The 25,859-nt window shown below is 66.4% G+C and carries 23 protein-coding genes; 8 read left to right on the forward strand and 15 right to left on the reverse strand.

The window, feature by feature from the left end; genetic code table 11:
* Window positions 1-3: 3 nt before the first annotated feature.
* The 6 genes from HDC94_RS11595 to HDC94_RS11620 form a co-directional block, all read right to left on the reverse strand.
* Complete coding sequence (locus HDC94_RS11595) at window positions 4-1,107, reverse strand: YihY/virulence factor BrkB family protein (RefSeq protein ID WP_179497715.1); 1,104 nt, start codon at window positions 1,105-1,107, stop codon at window positions 4-6.
* The gene (locus HDC94_RS11600; protein ID WP_179497717.1) at window positions 1,104-1,673 is read right to left on the reverse strand and encodes an HhH-GPD-type base excision DNA repair protein; all 570 of its coding nucleotides are present in this window, start codon (window positions 1,671-1,673) and stop codon (window positions 1,104-1,106) included. Before HDC94_RS11600 ends, HDC94_RS11595 begins: the two co-directional genes overlap by 4 nt.
* Window positions 1,674-1,750: 77 nt before the next feature.
* Entirely contained in the window at window positions 1,751-4,003 is a 2,253-nt protein-coding gene (locus HDC94_RS11605; protein WP_179497719.1) for a cell wall-binding repeat-containing protein, read from the reverse strand.
* A gap of 78 nt (window positions 4,004-4,081) precedes the next feature.
* Window positions 4,082-4,927 carry a hypothetical protein gene (locus HDC94_RS11610; protein WP_179497721.1) on the reverse strand — a complete coding sequence of 282 codons (846 nt, stop codon included), beginning with the start codon at window positions 4,925-4,927 and terminating at the stop codon, window positions 4,082-4,084.
* Between the two features lie 40 nt (window positions 4,928-4,967).
* Window positions 4,968-5,987: an alpha/beta hydrolase gene (locus HDC94_RS11615; RefSeq protein WP_179497723.1), complete on the reverse strand. Its 1,020-nt coding sequence runs from the start codon at window positions 5,985-5,987 to the stop codon at window positions 4,968-4,970.
* A 58-nt stretch (window positions 5,988-6,045) separates the two neighbouring features.
* Window positions 6,046-6,804, reverse strand: a complete 759-nt coding sequence (locus HDC94_RS11620; protein ID WP_179497725.1) for a hypothetical protein — start codon at window positions 6,802-6,804, stop codon at window positions 6,046-6,048.
* Window positions 6,805-7,029: 225 nt separating this feature from the next.
* Between HDC94_RS11620 and HDC94_RS11625 the strand changes: the two genes are divergently transcribed.
* From HDC94_RS11625 to HDC94_RS11635, 3 genes are all read left to right on the forward strand, one after another.
* Window positions 7,030-7,944 carry an NYN domain-containing protein gene (locus HDC94_RS11625; RefSeq protein ID WP_179497727.1) on the forward strand — a complete coding sequence of 305 codons (915 nt, stop codon included), beginning with the start codon at window positions 7,030-7,032 and terminating at the stop codon, window positions 7,942-7,944.
* Window positions 7,945-8,015: 71 nt separating this feature from the next.
* A complete protein-coding gene (locus HDC94_RS11630; RefSeq protein WP_179497729.1) occupies window positions 8,016-8,663 on the forward strand; it encodes a SatD family protein in 648 nt (215 codons plus the stop codon).
* On the forward strand, window positions 8,660-9,382 hold the full coding sequence (locus tag HDC94_RS11635) for a hypothetical protein (RefSeq protein WP_179497731.1): 723 nt from the start codon (window positions 8,660-8,662) through the stop codon (window positions 9,380-9,382). The genes HDC94_RS11630 and HDC94_RS11635 overlap by 4 nt, the downstream gene beginning before the upstream one ends.
* Before the next feature lie 3 nt (window positions 9,383-9,385).
* Here HDC94_RS11635 and HDC94_RS11640 read toward each other — a convergent pair whose 3' ends face one another.
* Window positions 9,386-10,036 carry a TetR/AcrR family transcriptional regulator gene (locus HDC94_RS11640; protein ID WP_179497733.1) on the reverse strand — a complete coding sequence of 217 codons (651 nt, stop codon included), beginning with the start codon at window positions 10,034-10,036 and terminating at the stop codon, window positions 9,386-9,388.
* Window positions 10,033-11,535, reverse strand: coding sequence for an MFS transporter (locus tag HDC94_RS11645; protein ID WP_218870567.1), 1,503 nt, complete (start codon window positions 11,533-11,535; stop codon window positions 10,033-10,035). The genes HDC94_RS11640 and HDC94_RS11645 overlap by 4 nt, the downstream gene beginning before the upstream one ends.
* Before the next feature lie 133 nt (window positions 11,536-11,668).
* Between HDC94_RS11645 and HDC94_RS14915 the strand changes: the two genes are divergently transcribed.
* The 5 genes from HDC94_RS14915 to HDC94_RS11670 all read left to right on the forward strand — a co-directional run bounded on the left by HDC94_RS14915 (window position 11,669) and on the right by HDC94_RS11670 (window position 16,984).
* On the forward strand, window positions 11,669-12,376 hold the full coding sequence (locus tag HDC94_RS14915; RefSeq protein ID WP_179497735.1) for a response regulator transcription factor: 708 nt from the start codon (window positions 11,669-11,671) through the stop codon (window positions 12,374-12,376).
* Window positions 12,373-13,755: a cell wall metabolism sensor histidine kinase WalK gene (locus tag HDC94_RS11655; protein ID WP_179497737.1), complete on the forward strand. Its 1,383-nt coding sequence runs from the start codon at window positions 12,373-12,375 to the stop codon at window positions 13,753-13,755. Before HDC94_RS14915 ends, HDC94_RS11655 begins: the two co-directional genes overlap by 4 nt.
* Window positions 13,756-13,822: 67 nt before the next feature.
* Entirely contained in the window at window positions 13,823-14,479 is a 657-nt protein-coding gene (locus tag HDC94_RS11660; protein ID WP_179497739.1) for a hypothetical protein, read from the forward strand.
* Entirely contained in the window at window positions 14,476-16,593 is a 2,118-nt protein-coding gene (locus tag HDC94_RS11665) for an MMPL family transporter (protein WP_179497741.1), read from the forward strand. Before HDC94_RS11660 ends, HDC94_RS11665 begins: the two co-directional genes overlap by 4 nt.
* A 10-nt stretch (window positions 16,594-16,603) precedes the next feature.
* Window positions 16,604-16,984 carry a DUF1801 domain-containing protein gene (locus tag HDC94_RS11670; protein WP_179497743.1) on the forward strand — a complete coding sequence of 127 codons (381 nt, stop codon included), beginning with the start codon at window positions 16,604-16,606 and terminating at the stop codon, window positions 16,982-16,984.
* A 64-nt stretch (window positions 16,985-17,048) separates the two neighbouring features.
* Here HDC94_RS11670 and HDC94_RS11675 read toward each other — a convergent pair whose 3' ends face one another.
* The 7 genes from HDC94_RS11675 to HDC94_RS11705 all read right to left on the reverse strand — a co-directional run bounded on the left by HDC94_RS11675 (window position 17,049) and on the right by HDC94_RS11705 (window position 25,814).
* Window positions 17,049-18,461: an MFS transporter gene (locus HDC94_RS11675; protein ID WP_179497745.1), complete on the reverse strand. Its 1,413-nt coding sequence runs from the start codon at window positions 18,459-18,461 to the stop codon at window positions 17,049-17,051.
* A gap of 78 nt (window positions 18,462-18,539) precedes the next feature.
* Complete coding sequence (locus HDC94_RS11680) at window positions 18,540-19,103, reverse strand: TetR/AcrR family transcriptional regulator (RefSeq protein WP_179497747.1); 564 nt, start codon at window positions 19,101-19,103, stop codon at window positions 18,540-18,542.
* Between the two features lie 163 nt (window positions 19,104-19,266).
* Window positions 19,267-20,457: a glycoside hydrolase family 1 protein gene (locus HDC94_RS11685; protein ID WP_179497749.1), complete on the reverse strand. Its 1,191-nt coding sequence runs from the start codon at window positions 20,455-20,457 to the stop codon at window positions 19,267-19,269.
* A gap of 3 nt (window positions 20,458-20,460) precedes the next feature.
* Window positions 20,461-22,149, reverse strand: a complete 1,689-nt coding sequence (locus HDC94_RS11690) for an ABC transporter ATP-binding protein (protein ID WP_179497751.1) — start codon at window positions 22,147-22,149, stop codon at window positions 20,461-20,463.
* Entirely contained in the window at window positions 22,146-23,090 is a 945-nt protein-coding gene (locus HDC94_RS11695; RefSeq protein ID WP_179497753.1) for an ABC transporter permease, read from the reverse strand. The genes HDC94_RS11690 and HDC94_RS11695 overlap by 4 nt, the downstream gene beginning before the upstream one ends.
* Window positions 23,087-24,172: an ABC transporter permease gene (locus HDC94_RS11700; protein WP_179497755.1), complete on the reverse strand. Its 1,086-nt coding sequence runs from the start codon at window positions 24,170-24,172 to the stop codon at window positions 23,087-23,089. The genes HDC94_RS11695 and HDC94_RS11700 overlap by 4 nt, the downstream gene beginning before the upstream one ends.
* The gene (locus HDC94_RS11705; RefSeq protein WP_179497757.1) at window positions 24,165-25,814 is read right to left on the reverse strand and encodes an ABC transporter substrate-binding protein; all 1,650 of its coding nucleotides are present in this window, start codon (window positions 25,812-25,814) and stop codon (window positions 24,165-24,167) included. Before HDC94_RS11705 ends, HDC94_RS11700 begins: the two co-directional genes overlap by 8 nt.
* Window positions 25,815-25,859: the final 45 nt, after the last annotated feature.

Raw genomic sequence — 25,859 nt, forward strand, 5'->3', positions numbered from 1 at the left:
GAGTCAGCGGACTCCCGAGAGCGTATCGGGATTCTCGACAACGATATTCGCGAGCTCCCGTTCGGCGCTGCGCACGCGACGAGATGCCGCGATCCGGCGCACCGGACTCGAATGCGCGAGTTCGCGACGAGCGTCGACCACACGCGCACACGCCGCGGCGAAGCGCTCCGCAGTCTCTGGCGCGTCGCCTGCTCCCTCCAACTCGGTGGACTCTGGAACGAGTGATTCCCGACGGTCGGCCGCGCCAACGGCGATCCACGACGCGGCAACCAGGATCACCATATTGGTGAAGCGGAAATACAGCAGGAGACCGATGAGCACCGCGAAGCTGGCCAGCAGCGGGTTGGCGGTCGCGCCTCCCAGGAGAAGCGAGCTTCCGAGTTGGAGTGCGAGCATCCCGATTCCACCGACCAGCGAACCACCGAGGAGCGAGCGCCAGCGCAGGGTCGCCTTCGACAGGAAGCGGAACATGAGCACAAGGACCGCGGTGTTGATCACAAGCACGAGGAGAAGACCGATGCCGCGGGCCAGGATCGTGTAACCAAGGCCGGCGGTGCCGACGCCGAACCAGCCGAAAATGACGTCCAGCGCCGCGGTGCTCGCGACCGAGAGCACCGCGGCAGCGACGAGAAGGAAACCAAGGGCGAGGGCCACCAGGAGGTCCAGCGCGAGAAGGATCGCGAAGTTGCGGTTCTCCTTCTGCAGTCCGAAGACCACCCGGATCGAGAGCCGCGCGAAGCTGATCCAGCCGGTGGCAGTCATGACGAGGCCGACGAGGGCGATGATGCCCGTCCAGGTGAGGAAGCTCGCACTCGAGGCGCCGATGGTCGCGACGTCCTCGGGCTTGATCACCCCGTCTTCGCCGATCAGGCCCGGAATGGTGGTGTTGACGACGTTCAGGAGGGACTCGAACGTCTCCGGCTGCCCGATGAGCCAGATGCCAGCGATCGAGAAGCCGACGTAGACCCCGGCGAACACGGCGAAGAGCGCCTGGTAGCTCATGCCCGCCGCGAGAACTGGGCCGTTGCGCTCACCGAAGTGCATCCAGACGCGCACCGGGAACAGGTTCATGACCCAGGCGACGAGGTCGGCTATGCGCTTCTTCATCGCGCCTTCGCCGCAGCCTTCGCGGCCTTCTTGGCTTCGCGCACCCGACCAAGCGACTCCGCGTCGACGATGTCGGCGACGGAGAGTTCCGAACCCTCCGCACCGTATGCCCCGGCAGCCTCGCGCCAGCCCGTACCGCTGAATCCGTACTGCTTGCCGAGGAGGGCGAGGAAGATCTTGGACTTCTGCTCCCCGAAGCCGGGGAGCGTGCGCAGGCGACCGAGCACCTCGGGACCGGTGGGGTCTCCGCGGGTCCAGAGCTCGGCGGCATCCCCGTTCCAGTTGTCGACAAGCGCTTTGGCGAGCGACTGCAGGCGCTCGGCCATCGATCCGGGAAACCGGTGAACGGCCGGCGACTGCTGGAATGCCTTGAGGAGAGCGGCGGGGTCCGTCGCCGCGATTGAGGCGGGCGTCAATTCCCCCAGTCGCTGCGCGAGCTTCTCGGGACCGGCGAACGCGGTCTCCATCGTGACCTGCTGGTCGAGCATCATGCCGGTGAGCAGAGCGAACGGGTTCTCGGTGAGGAGAGCGTCCGCTGACGGATCTCCCGTGATGTGCAGCGTCATGGCCCCATCCTCGCAGGTCGGCCCGCGACCGTCAGGGTCTTGACACCGCGCGGGGCAGCGTCAGCGCAGGTAGCGACTCAACAGCGCACCATCTGCGCGACGTCGGCACTGAGGGTCGGAACGCCTCCGAGGAGGTCGGCATGAGACACGCCAAGATCACTCATAGCCGTGAACACATCCCCCGGAACGCAGGTCGGTTTGGACAAGTAGAGGGGGATGCCACGAGCTCCGGCGAGCGGTCCCCCTGCGAGTGCATCGGCATATCCTGTGCCTGTTGCGATCAGGGCATCGTCTGTTGGACCGAAGATCGAACTGTTGACCTGGGCAGCAGTCTCATATCGATTTGCACCCGCGAATCGCTGGCCTATGAACGCCATCCCCTGAACGATCCGATTCACTATGCCGTCGCTGAGGCTGGCGCTCGAGCCGACGAAGTACGACTTGTCAACGCCAAGGTAACTGATCAGATCGAGCGTGCCCGCATCGGGAGCGGATGCCGCGCCGTTCACGAGAATTATCGGCGCATCGAGGTACCCGGCCGCTGGACCCGCCGCCAGCGCGTCGGGATAGTTGAGGCCGGTTGCGATGAATGCTGTGTCGGCACCGCCTTCCCCAAAGGCATCACGAACCACAAGTTCCGAAGTGATGTAGCGGTTCGCACCTCCAAGGCGCTGGATCTGGGACGGCGAATCGACGTAGGCCGCTAGTGCGCTCCGCACCACATCGCTGATCGATGACGCACTCCCGACGATGACTATCTTCTCGGGGTCGAGTCGCTCGAGCTCGGCCGCCACGACGGCCGGTATCGAATCAGGCGTAACGAGCAGAAGGCCTCCCCCGCGATGAATGGCAGCAGGTCCAGCGGTGAGCGCATCCGGGTAGTTGAGGCCGTTCGCGATGTAGACAACCGGCACGTCGGGGTCTGGCGCCGGGAACTGCTCCTTGCTGATCTCGACCGCAGTCGCAAAACGATTGGATCCTGAGATTCGATCGGTCGTTATCACGGGAGGTCTGAGAACGATATCTCCGAGGTCGAACGAGCTACCGGGTGTCGCCGTGATCTTTGTCGCGCCAGCGAGAGTTCTCGATCCCCAGAACGTCGGCGCAACACCCTTCTTCGAACCGTCGCTGAAACGGACCAGGTAATCACCCGGAGGCAGGGCCGGCAACACGAAGGCGCCATCAGTGCCGGAGAATGCGCTGTCGTGGTACCGCGGCTCCCCGCGCTCGTCCACCCAGTAAATCTGTACCCATGCCTGCGCAAGGTTGGCCTCAGCACCAGATGCGGTCTCGTACCGAACCCGGCCGCTGATCGTCGTCGCTTCGGACAGAACAACGTCGTACCCGGAGTGGAACTGGTGGTCATCGCTCAGAACGATCGCACCTGCCCGCGCTGGCGAATCCTCCCAGTACTCCGGGGCGAGCCCTGAGCCATCCGGTGGTTGGAAGCGCAGGACGAAGTCTCCCATTCCACCCGAGTGGACCACGTATCGTCCTTTGCTGTCTGTCCCCGTCCTGAAGGTTGCGGAGTCCAAGGGTCGGAATATCTGCACTTCGACGTTTGGCACGGGTTCCGAGCTGCCATCGTCGAGCAATCGGGTGACCACGCCCGTGATGACGGGGGCCGGGTCGAGCTGCACGTCAATACCTGAGTACGCCGTGTTGTAGAGATCGACTATGACGGGAGTGGCCTCGGCGATCGAGCGAGCATTCGGCCAATACTCCCGCCGCAGGATCCCGTCGGTCGGCTCGACATAGATGTAGTAGTTTCCGGGAGCCAGATTGGTCAACTCGTAGGCCCCGAGCGCGTCGGTTGTGTCGCGTCGAACGGTGTCGTCAGCGGCATCACGGACTTCGACAGCGATACCCGCGGGCGAAAGGGTGTCCGGCACCGTCACCGTGCCAGTGATAGATGAGCCGAGATGGATCGGACCGCTCGCTTCGAGTGTCTGGTTCGCCGTCAGGATGAAGGTATCTCCCTCCGAGCCTCCGGGCGGTGCCCAATACGTTCGAACCCACGAACCCGATCCCGAGTAGTCAAATTGGAGCCGGTAGGTTCCGGGATCGGCGTTGGCGGTGAGGAAGTAGCTCCCGTTAGCACTCACGGTGCCACTCTTCACAACCCAGCCCTCGGGCGTGAGCAACGAAACCGAGAGACTGCCGTTTGTCACCGGCCCGGCATCCGGTGCCACCGCCCCATAGATCGCGGCCTTGCCCGCAACAGGGGTCGGCGGTGCTGCCTGGGCGGGAGAGAAGGCTACGACGCCAGACGCGACAACAACCACCATGACGAGGACGGCGGAGAGCCGAAGGCGACGAACTACGGTCACGAAGGGCCTTTCGAACGAGGTTTGTTCACACTCTAAAGCACCGCGAACGACGGGAACTCCTCGCCGAGAATGCGTGGATCAGCGCAGGTAGCAGTCCACGAAAAGGTGGCCACGGATGTCACGCAGCTCATCGAGTACGCGGTCGATGAGCCGCTCACTCACCGTCGATGCCTGAAGATCGTGAGGACCGAGCGGCTGCAGCTTGCCCGCGCGGATGCGGATCACCTCCCAGTCGACAGCACGGAGCAGCCTGTCCTTACGCAGGTCGACGGGTTCGCGCTTTCCCACATGCTCGAGACCGTCGCGCCCCGTCGAGTCGTACTCGATCGCCACGCGCAGCTCCGGCAGCACGATGTCCGGCCAGACCTCCAGGTGCTCGAAGAAGGGCTGGCGGATGCGCACCGCGTTCATGCCCTCCGTGAACTCGAGCCGGGACGCCAACCGATGATGGAGGTCACCCTCGACCGCGGATGCCCGCACCGGCGCGCACACGCTGGCGAAGGCATCCCCTTCCCCGTGCCGGTAGGCGTCTGAGCGCCGACAGAGTGGACGTGCTGGCCGGACCGGCGGTGCCGGCGCTGCGGGTCGCGCTGTCCTGGGCTCCTGCCGAATCACTCGCGCGGTCGCGCCCGCGGCGCACTCCGGGCACCACGTGGAGCGGCGGCGTGAGGTGCCGGGCCGCTGTCGCTGCTCCCAGGGTGTTGCGATGAATGCGTGTCCGACATCGCACTGCCAGAGCAGCCAGACATCCGCAGCAGGGGGCACCTGAGTGAGAGCGACACCGTAGTTGAGGTCGGGATGGAACTGCCGGATGAGCACGGGATACCGCTCCCAGTCCGCCCTGAACCGGCCCACCTCGTAGGGCACAGCAGTGCCCTTGGAGCGCTGTCGACGCGCCCACCACGAGTCCACGGGTTCCGGCACGGCGACAGGCTACGACGAGGGTCCGACGTTGCCCGTACTGCTAGCGCCCGATCACCCGGTCGAGGTAGTCGAGCGTTGAGACCAGGGCGGACTGGGCATCCCCGAAGTCCAGATGGAACTGGTACTCGTGCGGGAGCGAGGGCTCGTGGTCGGCGGGGTAGAACAGGGTCTCGACGTCAACGCCGAGGGACCCGAGCTTGTCGGCGAGCGGCTTGGACTGCGCATCCGTGAGCGGGTCGCCGTTGCCGCCGGAGATCCACGTCGTCGGGAAGTCCGCGGTGACGTAGTCCAGGGTCGACATCTCCTGGCCGCCGGGCGTGTTCGACCAGTCCTTCTCCCCCAGGTACGACCAGAGCGCGATACGGAAGCCCCAGCCTCCAATGCCGGGAGCGTTCGGGATGCCGCTGACGTCGTAGATCCCGCAGTTGAGGATCACACCCTTCAGTTGCTCCGGCGCGAGTGCGGGGTTGATACCGACGAGCGAGGCGTACTCGGGATTGGTGGTGATGACCGCGAGCTGGCTCGTGAGGTTGGCACCGGCGGAGTCGCCGGCGATGACGATGCGATCCGGATCGATACCGAGGTCGTCGGCGTTCGCCACGAGATAGGCCAGCGCCTCGTTGAGCTGCGTGATCGCAACGGGGTAGGCCGCCTCGGGTGCGACGGTGTAGTTGAGACTCACGGTGGTGTAGCCGTGCGAGGTGATCATCTGGAGGTAGGGGTCCACGTTCTGGCTGTTGCCCGAGATCCAGGCACCGCCGTGGATCCAGATCACCGTGGGAAGCGGCCCCGTCTCGCCCTCCGGCCGGAAGAGGTCGAACGTGGTGTCGGGGTTCTTCGAGTAGGACAGACCCAGCTGGGCGTCGACACCCGAGACGGGCACGAATGGTTCCATCTCCGCGACCGTGTCCTGGGCTCCGCGTTCGAACATCCCGCGAATCAGCAGCGCTGCAGGCCACGGGCTGAGGAACCACCATGCCGCGGCACCGAGCCCGAGACCCAGTGCGAGCAGCGGAATCCAGTGCCGCTTGTAGCCGATCCAGCGCTTCTCCCCCGTCATGTGAATCACCTTAGGGATTCTTCGCGCATCTCCACAGCGGGCACGCGGGCGCAATCGGCTAGCGGATCTTGCCGCCCACCGTGGCGAGCGCCTGTGAATAGGCGTCCGCGAGCAGGGCGGTCGCATCCAGGGAGACATCGGCGCCATGCCCGATGCGCTCGCCGACATCACTCAGCGCGACGACCGCACCGCCCAGCTTCGGCGACATCTTCTTCGCACCGACGAGACCCTTCACGACGAAGGGGATCGTGAGGCTGCTCGGCAGGTCGTTCTCCTGGGCGAGCTTGCGCACCTCGAGTTCGAGCGCGATCCGGTTCTGCAGGAGACGGAGGCGAGGGTCGGCCACGGGAGCCCGCTCGAAGAGCGGACGCGAGAGGTCCTGCGCCTCGCGTGCCGCCGCGACATCCTGTTTCACGCGGGTCGCCTCGTCCTCGGCGATGGCCTGACGGCTGGAGGGAGCGCCGGATGCTGCGGCCGCTCGCATCCCGTACTCCCCCAGCAGCACGCGGCGGCAGGCGTAGGCGAGGAGCAGCGACGCCACGGTCACGAGCATCACCTGGAACGTGACATCCGCCGCCTGGCTACCGAGCCAGGGACCGTCGGCTACGCCCGGGGACGTCACCGTGACGGTTCCATTGCCCGTGCCCTCTGTAGTGGTCGTCTCCTGGTACACGCGCGGCTCGCGGGTCGGACTCGTGGGTGGAGCGGTCGAACTTGTGGTGGTCGTGACCGGTTCGCCGGGGATAGGAGACGAGACGATCGTCGCGCTCGGAGGCACCGTCGGACCGGCCACCGCGCCGGACACGATGAGTGTCATACCTGCTGCGAATGCTCCTAGACCGACGACCGCTGCAATGCGATCAGCCTTCGTCCGGGCATTCTTCGTGAAAACCGCCATGGGAGTCCCCGTCCCTTGTTCGTTCACCTATTGTCACCCGAAGAGGGGTAGAAAGGTGCTGGGCGTTTGCTTGGCGGCGGCTGAGCGGGGTTGGCCACTCGGCGCCGTGGGAGACTTGCGACATCGGCGATCTCAGGAGGCAGCATGGCTGAGCAGCTCGACCCGCGCGTCGCGGTCTACATCGACTTCGACAACATCGTCATCTCGCAGTACGACCACGTCTTCGGTCGCAGCAGTTTCATGAAGGACAAGGCACGCAACGCCGCAGGCAAGACCGCGGAGAAGCTGCAGCAGGCGACCGTCGACATCGGCGCGGTGCTCGACTTCGCGTCATCCTTCGGGGCAGTGGCCATCAGCCGCGCCTATGCGGACTGGGCCGCTCCCGCCAACACGCGCTACCAGAAGCAGCTGATCGACCGCGCCGTCGACCTCGTGCAGCTGTTCAACACGGCTGGCACCAAGAACGGTGCTGACATCCGCCTCGCTATCGATGTCGTCGAGGACCTCTTCCGCCTGGAGGACATCACGCATGTGGTGATCGTCGCGGGCGACAGCGACTACATCCCTCTCGCCCAACGCGCCCGCCGCATGGGCCGCGTTGTGGTGGGCATCGGGGTGACGGGGTCCACGAGCGCTGCCTTCAAGAGTGCGTGCGACGAGTTCTCGTACTACGAGGATCTCGTCGACACTCCTCCCCCGACCGTCGAGGCCGAGGAGCCTGCGGTGGAGCCGGTCGTCGTCGCAGAAACCGCTGCCGACCCCGCTCCCGCGGTCGCGAAGACGCGCCGCCGGGCGAGCGCGCCCGCGACTGTCGAGCAGTCCCCTCCCGACCCGCAGAAGGATGCCGCAGACCTGCTCGTGCGCGCCCTGCGCGTCAAGCGCCCGGGGGATCTCGACGAATGGGTCGAGGCGTCGGCGCTCAAGCGTCAGATCAAACGACTGGACGCGAGCTTCGACGAGAAGCGGATCGGGTTCAAGTCGTTCACGGACTTCCTCAAGTCCGTCGGCGCCGTGGAACTGCGCCAGGACGGCCAGATTCGATCGGTTCGCCTGCGCTAGTCGGATCTATAATTCGTAAAATATAGATGTTTTAGCTATATTTGTCCCAATATAGGCCTATGCTTCTCTCCATGAACGAACTCGAGGGTGCGGCCGTGATCGTCGATCTCGTGCGCTCCCGCCAGCACGCCGATCGAGCGCTCGCACAGAGACAGGTCATCGAGGCACTCGAGGTGGCCAATCGCGCGAGGGCGGCGCTCATTCCGCTCCGACCCACGGTCGGAGACGAATTCCAGGGGATGTACGCCACCCTCCGCGACGCTCTCGCCGCCACGATTCTCGTGCGCCTGGCACTGCCCGACGATCTCGACTGCCGCTTCGGGATCGGCGTCGGCGACTCCCGCGACATCGACGACAACGCTGGAAACCCCATCCGTGATGGGAGCGCCTGGTGGAACGCCCGCGCCGCCATCACCGAGACGAAGAGCCGCGAGGACGACCGCGAGCCCTGGCTGCGCACCTGGGTCTCGGTCGAGCGCACCCACGAACACCTGGCGGACGCCGCCATCACCAACGCGTACCTGCTCTGCCGGGACCAGCTCCTCGCCACCCAGTCCCCCAACAGCCGCCGGGCCCTGCTCGGCCAGCTACTCGGCGAGACCCAGCGCGAGATCGCCGAGGCACTCGGCGTCACCCAGCCCACCGTCTCCGCAACCCTCGGCAAGGGTTCGGCGAGCGCGTTGAGCGCATCCACGCAACTCCTGGAGGCAGCACGATGATCCTGCTCGGCTACTACCTCGTCATGCTCGGCATCGCGGATGCCACGCGCGGCCTGCCCCGCACAGCCAGCCGCTGGGCCGCCCTTCGTGGGCTCACGCTCGCCCTCGCCGTCGGCGTGCTGGGTGTCGAGTACGGCGGAATCTCGCCCCTCCTCATACTCGTGCCCTTCGTGTTCACCGTCGCCTGGGTGCTCAGCACTCCCGGCGGGCGGGCAAGCACGCGCTGGCCTCTCCTGGCCCTCGTTGTCTCGCTCGTCGCGGTCACCCTCCTCCCCTCGGCACCGGGCCCCGGGAGGATCGACGCCTGGGTGCAGTCGTTCAACAACCTGCCGACGTTCCTGCAGTCCGGTCAGATCGTGCTGCTTCTCGGCTGCGGCTTGTTCCTGCTGGAGACCTCCAACATCGTGGTGCGGCTGGTGCTGGCATCCGAGTCGCCCCGATCAGGACTCAGCGAGGACTCGAGCGAGCTCAAGGGTGGGCGAATCATCGGCCCGCTCGAGCGGCTCCTCGTATTCGGCCTCGCGGCAGCTGGTCAGTTCGCCGCGATCGGAGGCGTGCTCGCGGCCAAGGGTGTCGTACGGTTCCCGGAGTTGTCGCGCAGCGTGCGCAAGCGCAAGGCTGGCGACCCGCCGAGCAAGGATCCGGAGTACTTTCTCATCGGCAGTCTCGCGAGTTGGGGGCTGGCGCTCGTCCTGTCGGTGTTGGTCGGGCGCCCGTAGCGACTACTTGTGGCGCTTGCCCGCCGCGAGCGCCGCGCTCACCTCTTCGATCGCGAGAGGCGGTGTCGAGAGCGGCTCCACGTCGTGCGCACGCAGACCGTCGAACCACAGCTGCAGGTAACGACGCCAGAGGTCTGGGGAACTCGCCGAGGCCATGTCGATGGCGACGCCCATCATGCCGAAGATCGGGGCGACATCGGTGGGCACTGCGTCCGGGCGGATCACTCCGGCGCGCTGGGCACGCTCGAAGAGTTCGACGATCGCCTCGATGAGCGCCTCACGGAAGGGCGAGGACGTGACGGGGCCGCGCTGTTGGACGAGTGTGTCGTGAAGACCGCGGTCTTGTGACATCCGTTCGATCGCACCCTCGAAGAAGCCGACGAGTGCCTCCCAGGCATCCTCGGCCTCGAGCGCCGCTTGGGCTTCGGCCACCATCCGATCGGACGATGCAATGAGGATCTCCGCCGCCAGTTCCTGTTTGTTGGCGAAGTGCCGGTAGGCCGTACCGATGCCCACACCAGCGCGGCCCGCGACGTCGTCGAGAGTCGCCTCGAGGCCGCGCTCGGCGAATACCTCGCGCGCGGCCTCGAGGAGACGGGCGCGATTGCGGGCAGCGTCCTTGCGGACGTGCTTCGTCGCACCCGAAGTGGTCATGCTGCCATTATCCCCGCGGGCTCGTCACTATCGTCCGTGACGCGTCCCGGACGAAGCAGAGTAGCGGTGACGACCGCTCCCAGAAGGAACAGCCCGGCCGAGACGAAGAACGCGATCGTGTCGGCGTGGACGGCAGCTTCGAGGGGCAGGGTTGCCGTCGCGGCGTGCTCGGCGACATAGTCAACTGCGGCGGTCGCTGCGACCGAGCTCAGGATGGCGACACCGAGCGCGCCGCCGACCTGCTGCACCGTGCTGACGAGGGACGATCCGACGCCCGTGTCCTCGCGGCGAAGGCCCATCGTGGCGATGCTCGTGCTCGTCGGGATCGCGAGGCCGAGACCGAGACCCAGGAGGATCAGGCTCGGCAGGATGTGCGCGACGTAGGCGTCCTCGGTGGTGATGCGCGTGAGGAGAAGCATCGCGGTGGCACCGATCAGGAAGCCCAGCGGCACCGAGATCTTCGGGCCCAGGAGACGCGAGACCCTCGGCGCGATGATGATCGCGGAGGTGGCGAGGGCGATCGGCATGGGCAGGAACGCGATGCCGGTCTGCACGGCGGAGTATCCGAGGATGCCCTGCACGTAGTACGCGAGGAGGAAGACCATGCCGAGCATGCCGGCGGTCGAGAGGAGCATGCCGAGCAGTCCGCCCCCGCGTTCGCGGTCGAGGATGACGCGGAGTGGCAGTAGCGGCCTGGCCAGACGTGCCTGCAGCACGAAGAACACGGCGAGCAGTATGACGCCGGCCGCGAGGAAGGCGATGGTGATCGGGGCATCCCACCCATCGCTCTCCACGCGCGAGAAACCGTAGACGAGCGAGAACAGTCCTGCGGAGACCGTCAGGGTGCCCGGGATGTCAATGGGCGCGCGCTCGGTCGAGCGCACGGCGTGGCCGAGGAGGATGATCGCCCCGATGATCGCGGGGATCGCGAACAGGAGGTTGATGTACATCGTCGAGCGCCACGAGAGGTACTCCGTGAGCGCGCCGCCGAGCACGAGCCCGATGGTCAGTCCGCCGACGCCGATGGCGCCGAAGACGCCGAACGCACGGGCACGCTCGCGGCCGTTGGTGAACGTCGTCGTGAGCAGCGCCAGCGCGGCGGGCGCGAGAAGCGCAGCGAAGGCCCCCTGCACGGCGCGGGCCGTGACGAGCATCTCAAAGTTGATGGCCGCGCCACCGACGGCAGAGGCCACGGCGAATCCGGCGAGGCCGATGATGAAGATGTTCTTGCGACCGAAGCGGTCCGCGAGGCGACCGCTCAGGAGCAGGAGGCTCGCGAAGGCGAGGGAGTAGGCCGTGATGATCCACGGGCGGCTGCCGTCGTCGAAGCCGAGTTCGGCCTGGGCGCTCGGCAGTGCGATGTTCATGACGGTGCCGTCGAGGGCCACCATCGTCTGGGCGAGGCCGATGGTCGCGAGGATCCACCAGCGACGAGCGAATTGCCGCGCGGCGTCCCCTGCCTCGACGATCGGCGAGGCAGCCGTATCGGTTGAACTCACTGTGTTCTCCTTGAGAAGATAAACGGAGGTTGCTCCTCCACTTCGATCAGAGTACACCTAAACGGAGATGTTTGCTCCGTTTCAATTGATTCGTGTTCCATGGCTTCTCCGGACCAGCGCATAGCATCTAGTCGTGCAGGCCAGAGGAGAGGAAGCTCCCCGACGCGTTCTCGTCGTGGACGACGACGCGGGTATCGGCCTGCTCCTCGAGAACATGCTTCGCTCCGAGGGCTACGCGACCCACGTGGTGGCATCGGCAGCAGACGCACTCCGGATCGCCCGTGACGGCGAGTTCGATGTGATCCTCCTGGATCGGTGGCTGCCCGAGGTGGATGCGTTCGACATCATCGCGCCCCTGCGAGCGAGTAACCCCGGTGCCGCACTCATTCTTCTGAGCGCGTCGGGCGATGTCTCGGCGCGTGTAGCCGGTCTCCGCGGAGGCGCTGACGACTTCATCGCCAAGCCGTTCCACGTGAGCGAGGTCATCGCACGGATTGAGGCCGTGCTGCGACGCGGTGGTTCCGTGAGCTCAGACCCCGACATCCTGAACTACGAGGACCTGAACCTCGACCTTGCGGCACATCGTGTCACTCGCGGGGGCGACCTCGTCTCCGTCACTCCGACCGAGCTGCGTGTGCTGCGTTACCTTCTCGAGAATCCGGAGCGCGTGCTGTCCCGGAACCAGATCCTCGAACACGTGTGGCAGTACGACTTCGGCGGCAAGGGCGAGGTCGTGGAGAAGGTCGTCTCGAACCTGCGTCGCAAGATCGACGACGGGAGGACTCCCCTGCTCCAGACCGTTCGGGGTTTTGGATACTGTCTCCGGGTCGAGACGCCGTGACAACCCGATCCAGCAGGCCTGCGCGCTCGATGATTCGAACGCTGCGGCTGCGGCTGCTCGCCGTGGTTGCAGTCTTCATCGTTCTGGTCGGAATCGCCACGGTGGTCGGTCTCCGGATCGTCGTGGACGTGAACGCGGAACGTCAGGCCTACCTCGCCGGTCTCTCCGTGGCCAGCTGGGGCACCTCCGTCGACGGCGTGCGCGTGATCGACTCGGAACGGCTCCAGGAGCTGGCTCCCGTCGCCACGGTCGTAGTGCTCCTGGACTCGAATGACGGCGTCGTTGTCGTCTCCGCGGATGCCACGATCCCCCTCTCCGACGTGAGCTCCCTCGTCAGCACCACCGGCGCCGGCGCGACCACTCACCAGTCACTCAACGGTCGAAGCATGACGTTCACGCGAGTGACGTTCGACCCGGGCACGGTCTATCGCGACGGTAGCGATGTTCCCCTATCCGGCGCCCTGGTCGGAATCGCCACGGAGGGTGCCGAGCGACTCGTCCGCGCGCTTCTCATCGCCGAAGTGATCGTGCTCGGGGCGCTCCTCGTGGCGGCGTCCTTCATTGTGACGGTCGTGGTCTCGCGTACGACGCGCACCCTGGCCGCCCTGGCGGAGCGAGTCGAGGACGACGGCTTGACCGGTGTCCGTGGGGTCGCGGCAGGGTTCTCCGAGACGGACGAGCTCGCGGACGCGCTGGTTCGACTCGACGAGAAGCGAGCGCGATCCGAGCAGGAGCTTCGCGACTTCGTCGCCGACACGTCGCACGAGCTCAAGACACCGCTCACGAAGATCCAGGGCTGGTCTGAACTGCATTTCCAAAATCCGGACGATCGCGAGCGCACCGAACGCGCGCTCTCCAGCATCGTCGAGGAGTCCCACAGGATGCGACGGCTCGTGGATCAGCTCGCCCTGCTGGCGCGGGCCGAAGCCCTTCTCTCGCAGTCGCGCACGCCGGTGAACCTGAGCGCACTCGCCGAGTCGTTCCTCGCCGATGTATCCATGGGCAGCGATACCGTCGTGACCTCCAGGGTCGAACCAGGCGTGATGGTTCTCGGCGATGAGTTCTCCCTGCTCCAGGTGCTGAGGAATCTCGTGGGCAATGCCCTCGTCCATGCTGGTGACGGGGCAACGATCGAGCTCTCCCTGAAGGCCACCGGCAACGACGCCGTTCTCGCGGTCGACGACGATGGCGTGGGCATCCCCACCGACAGGCTGGGAGGTGTCTTCGACAGGTTCGCCACGGGCAACAGGGACAGCGGCAGCGGTCTGGGCCTCGCCATCGTGCGGGGCATCGTGACGGCACACGGCGGATCGATAGAGCTGACCTCCACCGCAGGCACAGGCACCCACGTCGAGGCGCGATTGCCGCTGCTGCACTGACGAATCCGTCAGCATTTCGTCAGCTTCCCGTCCACTCGTCGGGAGGAGCGAGCGCTGGAATCGCAGCATGAAGCGCCGCAGAACCTGGATCGCCGTCTCCGCCATCGCAGTACTCGTCGTCGCCGCCCTCATCACCACGGAACTCATCGCGCGAGCATCGATCTCCGATCGTCTCGCTTCGGTCGCCGCAGGACGCGATGGCATCACTGTGTCCCTGGGTGCCACACCGGCGGTCCTTCAATGGGCCGGAGGCTCCGCGGACCTGACGATCACCATCACCGACTCGGCGATCGCTGAGCTCGCAGCGTGCGCAACCGGTCTCGAGAATCTGCGGGTGACCTCGAGCCCCGCGGGGTTGGCCGTGGCGACCGAGAGGACCGTCCGCGGGTTCACCGTGCCCGTCACGATCCTGCTCGTTCCCAGCCACGCCGAGGCCGGCTGGGTCTTTCACGCCGACTCGGTGTCGGTAGCTGGCATCGCCATACCCGCGACGCGCGCCGCACAGCTGCTCGGTGACGGACAGGCGGCGCTCATGCTTCAGGACGGCATCCCGCTGACACGCGGGGACGGCGGTCCCGCCGTGACGGGAGTCACCACCGCCGACGGATACCTCGACCTCAGCCTGCACGTCCCGCTCGGGTCTGGCCGTCAGGCCCTGGGCCAGGGCAGCAACAAGTTATTCGGCTGCCTGGCAGTCGACCCCACAGAAGAGGAACACGAATGAAGAATCTGGTTGCAGCGGTCGCCCGGCGGTGCGCCGAACACAAGTGGGTCACGCTCGGCGCGTGGGTTGTGATCGTCGCCGTGCTCTTCGGGGGTGCGTGGGCGATCGGACCCGCACTCGAGGACGACGTCATCGTCGGCGGCACGGATAGCCAGATCGCCAATGACCTGCTGGCGTCGGAGTCCGACGACTCGACCTCCGCACCGTCCAGCCGCATCATCGTCGCGGGCGAGGACATCGCGGAGGACACCGAGTTGGTTGCCACCCTCGTTGATGGGCTTGCCGCGGCATCCGGACGCGAGATCGCGAACCCGCTGGACGAGCCTGCCGCATCGATGAAGACAGGCCTCATCGCGCCGGAGGGTGACGCCATCATCCTCGTCGTCGACGGCGACCCGAAGGAGGAGGGGGCGGACTGGCGCAACGCCGTCGACGAGTCCCTGGAACCCGCGCGCGACGCGGGATACGAGGTCGGCATCGGTGCGCCACTCGGCACACAACTCGACAAGGCCGGCACGGTCAACAGCGAACTCATCGGCGTCACCGTGGCCCTCATCGTGCTGTTCATCGCGCTCGGCTCCGCTCTCGCGGCGCTCATCCCCGTTGCCACCGGAATCATCGCCGTCGCTGGCGGAGTGGGAATCACATGGATGCTCAGCCACGAGTTCACCATCTCGGAGAGCGCGATAACGCTCGCCATCATGGTCGGGCTCGGGGTGGGGATCGACTACTCGCTGTTCCTCCTCTCGCGGTTCCGCGCTGCCCTGCGAGACGGCATGGGGATCGTGCCCGCGGTGGGAGCTACTGCGCACAGTGCGGGTGAGGCCTGCGCTGTTGCGGGAATAACGGTCGCCGCCTGCGCGACCGGACTGGCGATTTCGGGAGTCCAGTTCGTGGCATGGCTCGGGATCGCCACGGGAATCGTCGTGCTCGTCGCCGTCGCCGCGTCACTGACCCTGTCGCCCGCGCTCCTTGCCGCCGTCGGCCGGCGTGCACTGCCGCGTCGCGAACGTGGCGACTCCGGCGCACCGACGCGCGCGAGCGCGTGGCACCGGCTGGCACCGCGCCTGACCCGTCGCCCCTGGATCACGGGAACTGCAGCGGCCATCCTCCTCGTGGTCATCTCACTACCAGCCCTCTCGTTGCAACTCGGGCAGTCGAGCCCGGGAAACGCACTCCCCGGGTCAGACCAGCGGACCTACTTCGATCTGACCGCCGAACACTGGGGCGCCGGGCAGAACGCCGTGCTCGCCATAGTCGGAGAGGGAGGTGACGAGACCGCGTGGGCGGAACTGGCCGAAACGGTGTCGGCACGGGACGACGTGGCATCCGTCACTCCGCCCGTCGAAGCGGACGGTGTGACGTCGTTCCGCGTCATCCCGGAGGGCGGCCCGAGTGAGGCAAGCACTGCCGAACTCGTTCACGAGGTGCGGTCGGACACGATCCCGGACAGCGGGCTCGACGCGCACATCGGAGGGGCCGTGGCAACACGCATCGACCTGAGCGATCGGATTGCCGAAAGACTGCCGTGGCTCATTGCCGCCGTCATCATCGCCTCGATGGTCCTCGTGGCGTTCGCATTCAAGTCCGTCGTGCTCCCCGTCAAAGCCGCCGCGTGCAACGTCATCTCCATCACGGCGGCCTTCGGTGTGCTCGTCTGGGTCTTCCAGGAGGGCCACGGGGTCGAGATCTTCGGTCTCGACGGGCCCGTGCCGTTGGACCCCTACGTTCCCATGATGCTCTTCGCGGTGCTGTTCGGCCTCTCGATGGACTACGAGGTATTCCTCCTCACCGCCGTCCGCGAGCACTGGAAGAAGGGGGTCGCCGCCAAGGACGCCGTCACTCGGGGCCTCGCAGAGACCGGCGGCGTCATCTCCGCGGCAGCCATCATCATGATCGCGGTGTTCCTGAGCTTCACCCTGCACCCGAGCCCCGTGATCAAGGTGTTCGGCCTCGGGCTCGCGGTGGCCGTCTTTGTGGATGCCACGATCATCCGGCTCCTCCTCGTGCCCGCGATCATGACCCTCCTCGGCCGAGCCGCGTGGTGGTGGCCCGGAAGCCGACGGCCCGTCGTGCCGATCACGGAACCCGTTCGCGGAGGATCGTCGGTCTAGGCTGGTCGGCGTGCCGAATCAGTTCAGGAGCATCGATGAGTTCCTGGAATCGCTTCCGCCCGAAGGCCGGCGGGAGGCCGAGACGCTCCGATCGCTCGTCACGTCGGCGCACCCCGGCCTCACGGAATCCATCAAGTGGAACTCGCCCAACTACTCCCTCGGTGACATCGACCTGCTGACGATGAACGTGCCGCGATCGGGCCCGCTCCGGTTGATCCTGCACAAGGGCACGAAGGTGGCCGAGGACAAGGCGGCCGCGCCCCAGTTCGACGGCGACCCCGACGGGCTGCTGACGTGGCACTCCAATATCCGGGCGAGCGTCAGGATGTCGGCATCCGACTCTGATGTGATCGCCAACGTCATTCGGGCCTGGGTGGCCTCCGCGACCTGACGCACACCGTCGCTCACGAGCTTCCAGAACAACGATGTGCGTCAGGTCGACGCAAGATCGGTCGCTAGCGCCGACCGAGCGTGGCCACCCCGGCCGCGACGAGCGCGATCACAGCGGCACCGAAGAACAGCAGCGAGAACCCGCCCGTCATGGCGTCCGCGCTCGAGGTGCCCGACTGGAGGAGCGCGTCGGTGCGGGATGCCGCGACCGTTGCCATCACGGCGAGCCCGAGAGCACCGCCGATCTGCTGGCTCGTGTTGACCAGGCCGCCGGCGAGACCCGCCTCGCCACCCTGGACGCCGTCCACGGCAAGGCTCGTGGCTGCGATGAACGCAACGCCGAGCCCCGCCCCGATGACGATCGACGGACCGAGGAGATGCGCCACGAAATCGGCGGTGCTCGGAGCGAGCGCGAGCCACACGAGACCCGTCGCGAGAACGACGAGACCTCCAGCGAGCGAGCGGGGCGCACCGAGCCGTGTCAGCAGCGTGGGAGCGACGCCGGCGGCGACAACGAGCGCGCCCGCGAGCGGCAGCTGCGTGAGCCCGGCGGTCAGGGCGTCGTACCCGAGCACCGCCTGCATGAACACGGAGAGCGCGAAGAAGAGCCCCACCATCGCGCCACCCACGAGCAGGATGACGACGTTGCCGACGGTCAGGTTGCGGTTGCGGAAGATGCCGAGCGGCACGAGCGGTTCCGGGGAGCGACGCTCGATCGTGACGAAGGCGACGCCCAGTCCGAGGGCGGCGATCGCGAGACCGAGGGTGAGCGGATGCACGAACCCGACCTGCTCGACGGCACTGAGCGCACCGACCGCAGCGACGAGCGCGCCCGTGATCGTGACAGCTCCGGGAACGTCGAGCTTGGCCCGCAGCCCCGGGATGTCACGGCTGACGAGGAACGGGATCGCGACAATCACCACCACTCCCACTGGCACGTTCACGAAGAACACGGACTGCCAGCCGAACGCCGAGGTGAGCACGCCGCCCAGCAGCACGCCAGCGGCCGAGCCGATCCCCGCGACACCGCCCCAGATGCCCAGGGCCTTGGCGCGGTCGCCAGGCTTCGGGAAAAGCTGGGTGACGAGGGCCAGCGCCGCCGGTGCCAGGAGCGCTGCCCCGACACCCTGGAGGGCCCGGGCGGCGAGAAGCATCTCGCTCGACACCGACAGCCCCGCGAGCGCGGATGCGGCGACGAAGCCGGCGACCCCGATGACGAACACCCGGCGGTGCCCGTAGCGGTCTGCCAGCCGACCTCCGAGGAGCAGCAGCCCACCGAACGCGAGCACGTACGCCGTGATGACCCAGGCGAGCGCCACGGTATCCATCTCGAGCTGTTCCCCCAGCACGGGGAGTGCGATGTTGACGATGGATGCATCGAGCACAACCAGGAACTGGGCGAGCGCGAGCACCCCCAGGGCCCACCAGCGGTGGGTGCTGCGAAGCCCCTCGACGGGCGGGGTGAGTGTGGTGGTCATGAGTTTCTCCTTGCGGTGGTGAGTGAATGCTCATTCACTCTTGTGGACATGAAAAAGGGACACGAGGGCGCATGGCTCCTACTCCGGGTGACGGATGCCGTGGCTGAGGATCCGCGCCCACTCCTGCGGCACGTCCTCGAGGCCGGCCGTCACGATCAGATGGCAGAGCTGCCCGTACGCGATGAAACGCTGGACCGCGTCATCCGAGGCGCCGGAACGCCGCTTGGCGAATGTCGTGACGGTCGCGAGTCCGGCACGCAGGGCCTCCCCCACCTCCGGGATCTCGGCGACGGACTGCGCATGCACCTGGAGCATGAGCAGCTGGCGGTCGCTGATGAGCTTGGCGTACGCGCCACCCATGGCGTCGAGCACGGACTCCGGCGACTGGTCGGCCGCGGCATCCGCACCCTCCGCCAGGGCTTCGACGATCTTCTCGAAGCACCTCTCGAGCGCGGAGACGAAGAGCGACTCCTTGCCCGGGAAGAGCTTGAACACGTACGCGGGCGAGATGTTCGCCTCGCGTGCGACGTCGGCGATCGTCGCACCGTGGAACCCGCCGCGAGCGAACTCGTGGAGTGCTGCAGCGGCAACCAGGGGCCGGCGCTGCTCGGCGGTGGAGAGGATCGAGGATCGTTCGGTCATGTGAGTGACTGTACATTCACTCTTTGCGGAGCGCAACCATCACCTCTTCTTTTTTCACTCTTCTCCGGAGGTTGTGGGCCCAAGTCACAATGGTTACGTGATGGACGGTTCCCCGGGGCCATCCCTCCGGAGAAGAGCAAAAACAACCGCGGAGGCGGAAGGTCTACAGGCCGCCAGCGCGGGCGACGTCGCCGTACCAGCGCGCGCTCGGCTTGGGGGTGCGCTCGAAGGTCTCCTTGTCCCAGCCGATGAGACCGAAGGTCGGCGCGAAGCCGGAGGCCCACTCGTAGTTGTCGAGGGCGGACCAGTGCTGGTAGCCGAGGAGCGTGATGCCGTCGGCGATGCACTCGTGGAGCCCCTCGAGCGCGCCGCGGGTGTACTCGATACGGCGGGAGTCGTCCGACGTGGCAATGCCATTCTCGGTCACCATCACGGGGGTGTGGCCGGACTGCTTCCACGCGTTGCGCACGCCGGTGGCGGCCGCGGCCGGCCAGAACTCCCAGCCGGTGAGCGTCTTCTCGACGTCGGTGGCGGGCGGTCGCACGCCCTCCGGCCCGACGATGTTGCGGGTGTACGCCTGCACACCCACGAAGTCGTCACCCGACGCGTTCTCGAGATACCAGTCCTCAGCGGGGTAGGCGATCTCGTCGAGCTTCAGTTCGGCGCCCTCCAGCACGGCGCCGTTCTCGTCGGTCGCCGGCTCGAAGGCTTGGGTTGCCACCGTCCAACCGGAGTGGAGCCCCGGCACATCGGCGAGGATCGCCCGCGACCACAGGTGTGACTCGAGCAGGGCATCCGCCACCCTCAGGTCGGGCTTGGGCAGGCCGTAGGCCACGAGGTTCGAGGCGTCCTCTCCCCCGGCGAGCATCGCCGCGATGTTCGGCTCGTTGATCGTGCACACGTACCGCACGCCCGACGAGACGATGGGCAGCGCTAGCTCGGTGTAGCGAGCGAAGAGGGATGCGGCATCCGGTGCCCGCCAGAAGCCGTCGCGCTCGAACCACCGAGGCACCGTGAAGTGCATGAGGGTGACGATCGGCTCGATGCCGAACTCAAGGCAGGTGTCGACCATGCGCCGGTAGTGGTCGACGGATGCCCGTGACACCATGCCGCGCTCTGGCTCGATGCGAGCCCACTCGACGCTGAACCGGTACGAGTTCAACCCGAGCTCGGCGAGCAGTCGGATGTCGTCGCGGTAGCGGTGGTAGCTGTCCGCGGCGTCCCCCGAGGGTTCCACGATCGTGGTGCCCGGCTCGTTCTCGTGAACCCACCAGTTCGAGTTGATGTTGTTGCCCTCGATCTGGTGCGCTGCGGTCGCAGCACCCCACAGGAACCCCTTCGGGAACTCTCTCATCGCCTACGCTGCCTTCGTTCGTTTGGGGTTGGGGATCGCGTCGAGCAACCGAACGGTGTACTCGTCCTTCGGGTCGCGCAGCACGTCCGCGGTGTCGCCGCGTTCGACGATGCGACCGTGGTTGAGCACCATGATGTTGTCTGTCACGATGCGCGCGGAGAGCAGGTCGTGTGTGATGTAGAGCATCGAGACGCCCCACTGCTCGCGCAGGTCCTCAAGGAGGGCAAGAACCCCCGCGCGCAGCGACACGTCGAGCATCGACACCGGCTCGTCGGCGATGATCACCTGCGGGTCGGATGCCAGGGCTCGCGCGATCACGACGCGCTGGCGCTGTCCTCCCGAGAGCTGGTGCGGCAGTTTCGCGGCGAACTCCTCGACCGGCGTGAGTCCGACGGTCTCGAGCAGTTCGAGAACGCGGCGACGGGCATCCTTGCCGCGCTTCTTCGTGAAGTTCACGACCGGGCGCATGAGCGTGTACTCGACGGTGTGCAGCGGGTTGAGCGCCGCGTACGGGTCCTGGAACACCATCTGCACATCCCGGTGCAGCTCGCGGAATCGACCGCGGCGCAGGGCACCGATGTCGAGATCCCCGAAGCGGATGCTTCCACTCGTGGGCTTCTCCACCGCAGTCATGAGCTTGCCGATCGTGGACTTGCCCGACCCCGATGCGCCCACGAGTGCAAGCGACGAGCCCGGTTCCAGCGTGAACGACACGTCATCGACGGCCACGACCTCGCCCTCACCACGACGGGGCGGCGGGTAGATCTTCGAGACGTTCTCGAGCACGAGCGCGTTCTGCGCGCTGCGATGCTCACGGGCGACGACGCTCGGCGGATGCACGGCTCCCGCCGCTCTCGAGGTTCCCGTGCGTCGGCCGCGGTCCTCGAGGCCGGGCAGTTCGACGACCTCGGCCCTCGGGTCGGCGTAGTGCGAGAGCAGCATGCGGGTGTAGTCGTCCTGCGGGCGGTTCAGGATGTCGGTGGCCGCGGCATCCTCGACGATCTCGCCCTCGTGCATGACCATCACGCGCTGAGCGGACTCGAGCACGATGCCGAGGTCGTGGCTGATGAGGAGCGCGGTGAAGTTCTCGCGCTTCTGCAGGTCCATGATCGTGCCCATGACGGCGTGCTGCACGAGCACGTCGAGGGCCGTTGTCGGCTCGTCGAACACCATGAGCTTCGGTTCCAGGGAGAGTGCCAGGGCGATCGAGATGCGCTGCCGCATACCGCCAGAGAGCTCTCCCGGGTAGCGATCGAGCACCGTGGCTGGCAACTCCACCTTGCCCACGAGCTCTTCCGCGCGATCGTTCCACCGCGTCTTCTCGACGTGTCCGTGGGCCTCGAAAATGTCCCGGAAGTGGTTGCGGATCGTGCGCACGGGGTTGAGGGCGTTCATGCCCGACTGCAGCACCATGGCCACTCCCCCGTGACGCTGCTCGCGCAGTTCGGCCTGGCTGAGGCTCGCAATGTCGGTGCCCCCGAGCATCACCCGACCATTCACGATGTGAGCAGGCGGCTTGGAGAGGCCCGCGATGGCGAATCCCAGCGTCGACTTGCCCGACCCCGACTCGCCGACAAGTCCCACGAACTCGCCCGCCTCGAGGGTGAACGACACCTTCTTCACGGCGTGGGTGACATCGTCGCCATTGATGTAGTCGACGTCGAGGTCACTGACGTTGAGGATCGTCGTCATGACTTCTTTCCTTCCACGGTCTTCTGCTCTCGGAGGCGGGGGTTGCTGATGCCATCAACACCGAAGTTGATGAGCGTGAGGGAGGTGGCGAGAAGCGCGATGCAGAGACCGGGTGCGAAAAGCAGCGACCACTGGCCGGTGAGCAGAGCGCTCGAGTTCTGGGCCCAGAAGAGCATCGTTCCCCAGCTGACGATGCTGGAGTCACCGAGACCGAGAAACTCGAGTCCGGCCTCGGCCAGAATCGCTGCGGTCGCAGCACCGAAGAAGCTGCCCACGATGAGCGACGTCATGTTGGGCAGGATCTCCCGGAAGACGATTCTGAACGGCCGCTCCCCGCTGAAGACGGCGGCCGTCACGAAGTCCCGCGAGCGCAGCGACTGAGTCTGGCTGCGGAGCACTCGGGCTCCCCACGCCCATCCGGTGATCACGATCACCACGATGATCATCGCGATGCCGCCACCCGAGAGGTAAGCCGCGATCACGATCATGAGCGGGAGCGCCGGGATCACGAGGAAGAGGTTGACGATGAAGCCGACGACATCCGCCATGAATCCTCGCGTGTACCCCCAGCTGAGCCCGATGAGCACCGCGACGACGGTGGAGAGGAGGCCCGCCACGAGTCCGACGAAGATGCTGACCTGCGAGCCCCAGATGAGCTGACTCAGCACGTCCTCCCCCGCTGCGGTCGTGCCCAGCCAGTGGGCGGGCGACGGGTCGGCGCTGCGGTCGAAGCCGTTCTCCGTCGCGCCGTAGGGGGCGATGAGCGGCGCGAAGATCGCCACGAGAATGAACAGCCCGAGGATGATCACACCGGCGCGAGCCTTGCGGTTCGACCAGATCGTGCCCGCCGTCCTGGCGAACACCTTCCAGGGGTTCGGAGCGTCAGCGATGGGCGCCATCGTGTGGATGTCGCGTGTCGAAGGGCGAAGTGGAGTACTCATCGGCGGGTCCTCGGGTCCAGTACGCCGTACAGAATGTCGACGATGAAGTTGGCGACGAGCACGCTAAGCGTGATCATCAGGAACAGGGCCTGCATCAGCGGGTAATCCTGGTTGGTCACCGCGTTGAACAGCAGGTATCCAACGCCGGGGTAACCGAATACCTGCTCGACGAGGATGGATCCGCCGACCACACCACCGAGGGCGAGCCCGAAGGAGGTGAGGTTCGGCAGGATGGCATTGCGTGCCGCATATCGAAGTGCGACCACGCGCGGCTTGAGGCCATTGGCCTCCGCGAACGCGACGTAGTCGTCACCGAGCGTGGGGATCATCGTGTTGCGCATCCCCAGGATCCAGCCACCCAGCGAGGTGATGAGGATCGTGATGGCTGGGAGGATCGCGTGGTACAGGGCATCCACGAAGAAGTCCCACGTGAAGGCCGGCGTCGCCGTTGGACCGTAGGCACCGGATGTCGGGAACAACCGCCACACGTAGCCTGCGAAGAACAGCAGCAGAAGCGCCGTCCAGAAGTAGGGGAACGCGCTCGCGAAAGCTCCGCCGACCGTCGGCAGCGTGTCGAGCCAGGTGCCGCGCTTCCACGCGGCGAGCACACCCAGGAGTGTGCCGAGCACGAAGGCCACAATAGTCACCACACCGACAAGCACGAGTGTGTACGGCAGGGCCGTCGACACGAGCTCGGAGACCGTCTGCGGGTAGAACGTGTAGCTGACCCCGAAGTCGAGCCGCAGCACCTGTCCGAGGTACTGCACGTACTGCTCGAGCATGTTTCCGTCGGGGATGCCGAGCTGTGCCTCGATCGCGGCCTTCGTCGCGTCGCTCACCGGCCCGTTCTGCGCGAGCTTGGCGAGGGCTGCATCCGCGGGCGTGCCCGGCATGAGTCGGGGCAGGATGAAGTTCACGGTCACCGCAGCCCACAGGGTGAGCAGGAACAGTCCGAGCTTGCGAAGGACGTAGCCGAACGCGCGCCTCGCGCCCCCGGTATTGCCCGTAGTGACGGGCAGCTCGTCGTCGAGCGACCCCGTCTTATCTTCCGCGCCGCGTGGCGCGACCGTGACGCTAGTCATGAGTGACCGCCTTCAGGTTGGTGAGCACGATGAGTGGAGTGGATTCGTAGGTCTTCGGCGACGCGTACGGGTCCTCGGCGGAGGGCCATCCCGTGAACTTCGCGTTGCTCACGAGGCCCCACGATCCGCCGTAGTAGAGCGAGATCACGGGCAGGTCGTTGTAGACGATCTGCTGCAGCTCGTAGCCGATCTGCTGCCGTTCGCCCTCGTCGAGCGCGACCTTGTACTGGTCGAGCAGTTGCTGCGCTGCGGGGTTGTCGTAGCGCTCGAAGTTGTTGGTCGCCTCCTCGCCCACGGGCTTGAGGTAATCGCTCGAGAGGAGCGCGTTGAAGTCGCGGAACAGCACGCCGGTTCCACCCGTGCCGCCCATCGCGAAGTCGAACTCGCCGTTGCGGAGCGCGAGCTGGTAGGCCGCGGGCTGGGGGGTGTCCACGCCGACGTCGATCCCGACGGCGCCCCACTGCCGCTGCACCTCCTGAACGCCACGCAGCCAGTCCGTGTAGCCGTTGGCCGTGGTGATCGTGAGACTCAGCTGCTCGCCGGCCGCGTTGACGAGACGGTCACCCTGGAGGGTGTACCCGGCCTCTGCGAAAGCTGCGAGCGCGGCATCCGTGTCCTGGTCGATGAGGCCGGAGTTCGGGATGCTCGGGTCGAGGTCGTCCTGCTGGTACGGCAGCAGGATGTTCGTCTGGCCCGCCTCGTCCATGTAGCCCTCGGCCGCGGCATCCCCCACTGCCCCACGGTCGAGCGCGAGGGACAGGCCCTTGCGCACGTTGAGGTCGTTGAAGGGGGCCTTCGTGAGGTTGGGGAAGAGCGCGATCGTTCCGCCCGGCGGGAACCAGTACGTGTTGTCGTTGCCCGCTCCGACCCAGACGTTGTCGACATCGGAGATGAACGAATAGGCCCAGTCGTAGCCCTTGGTCGCGACATCCAGCTGGGTGTTCGCGGCTGGCAGGATCAGGTGCTCGGCGGCGACCTTGTCGGCCTGCCAATAGTCCTGGTACTTGTCGACCGTGTACTGCTGCGGTGCGTAGTTGCCGAGCATGTACGGGCCGGTGCCGACAGGGTCGGGATTGCGGAAGCTCGCCGGGTCCTCGACATCCTTCCAGATGTGCTCCGGCACGATGAGCGTTGTTGCAATGAGCGAGGCTGCAGGAACGTCGGGCTGCTGCAGCCGCACGGTGACCGTGTCCTCGTCGCTCTCGACCGATCGGATGTACTCCCAGATGCCCTGGGCGTCTGCCGCCGGGTACTGCTTGAGCATCTCGAACGTGAACACGACATCCTCCGGCGTGAACGGCTCGCCGTCCTGCCAGGTCACACCCTTGCGGATGTCGTAGACGATCGTGGAGGGGTCCGGCTGTTCGTATCCGGTCGCGAGCCACGGGAACTCGTCGCCCGTGACGTTGTCGAGGATCACGAGCGGCTCGTACATGTAGAACGTCGCCACGCGCTTGCTGTTGAGGAATGGGTTGAAGTTGCGCTCGAACATCGGCGAGCCGTTGTCGGCCGCGACCAGCATCGTGTCCGCGGGGATCGACGGATCGGGTGCACTCTGAATCTGAATGCTGCATCCCGCGAGTACCAGTGCTGCCGCGGACGCGGTCGCGACGGCCGTCAGCCATCGTCTCGTCTGCATCATTGCCTACGCTTCTCTCAGTCGTCTGGCGTGACCCCCATTCAGGGG

The organism is Leifsonia sp. AK011 (assembly GCF_013410945.1).
In the GTDB taxonomy this organism is placed as follows: Bacteria; Actinomycetota; Actinomycetes; order Actinomycetales; family Microbacteriaceae; genus Rhodoglobus.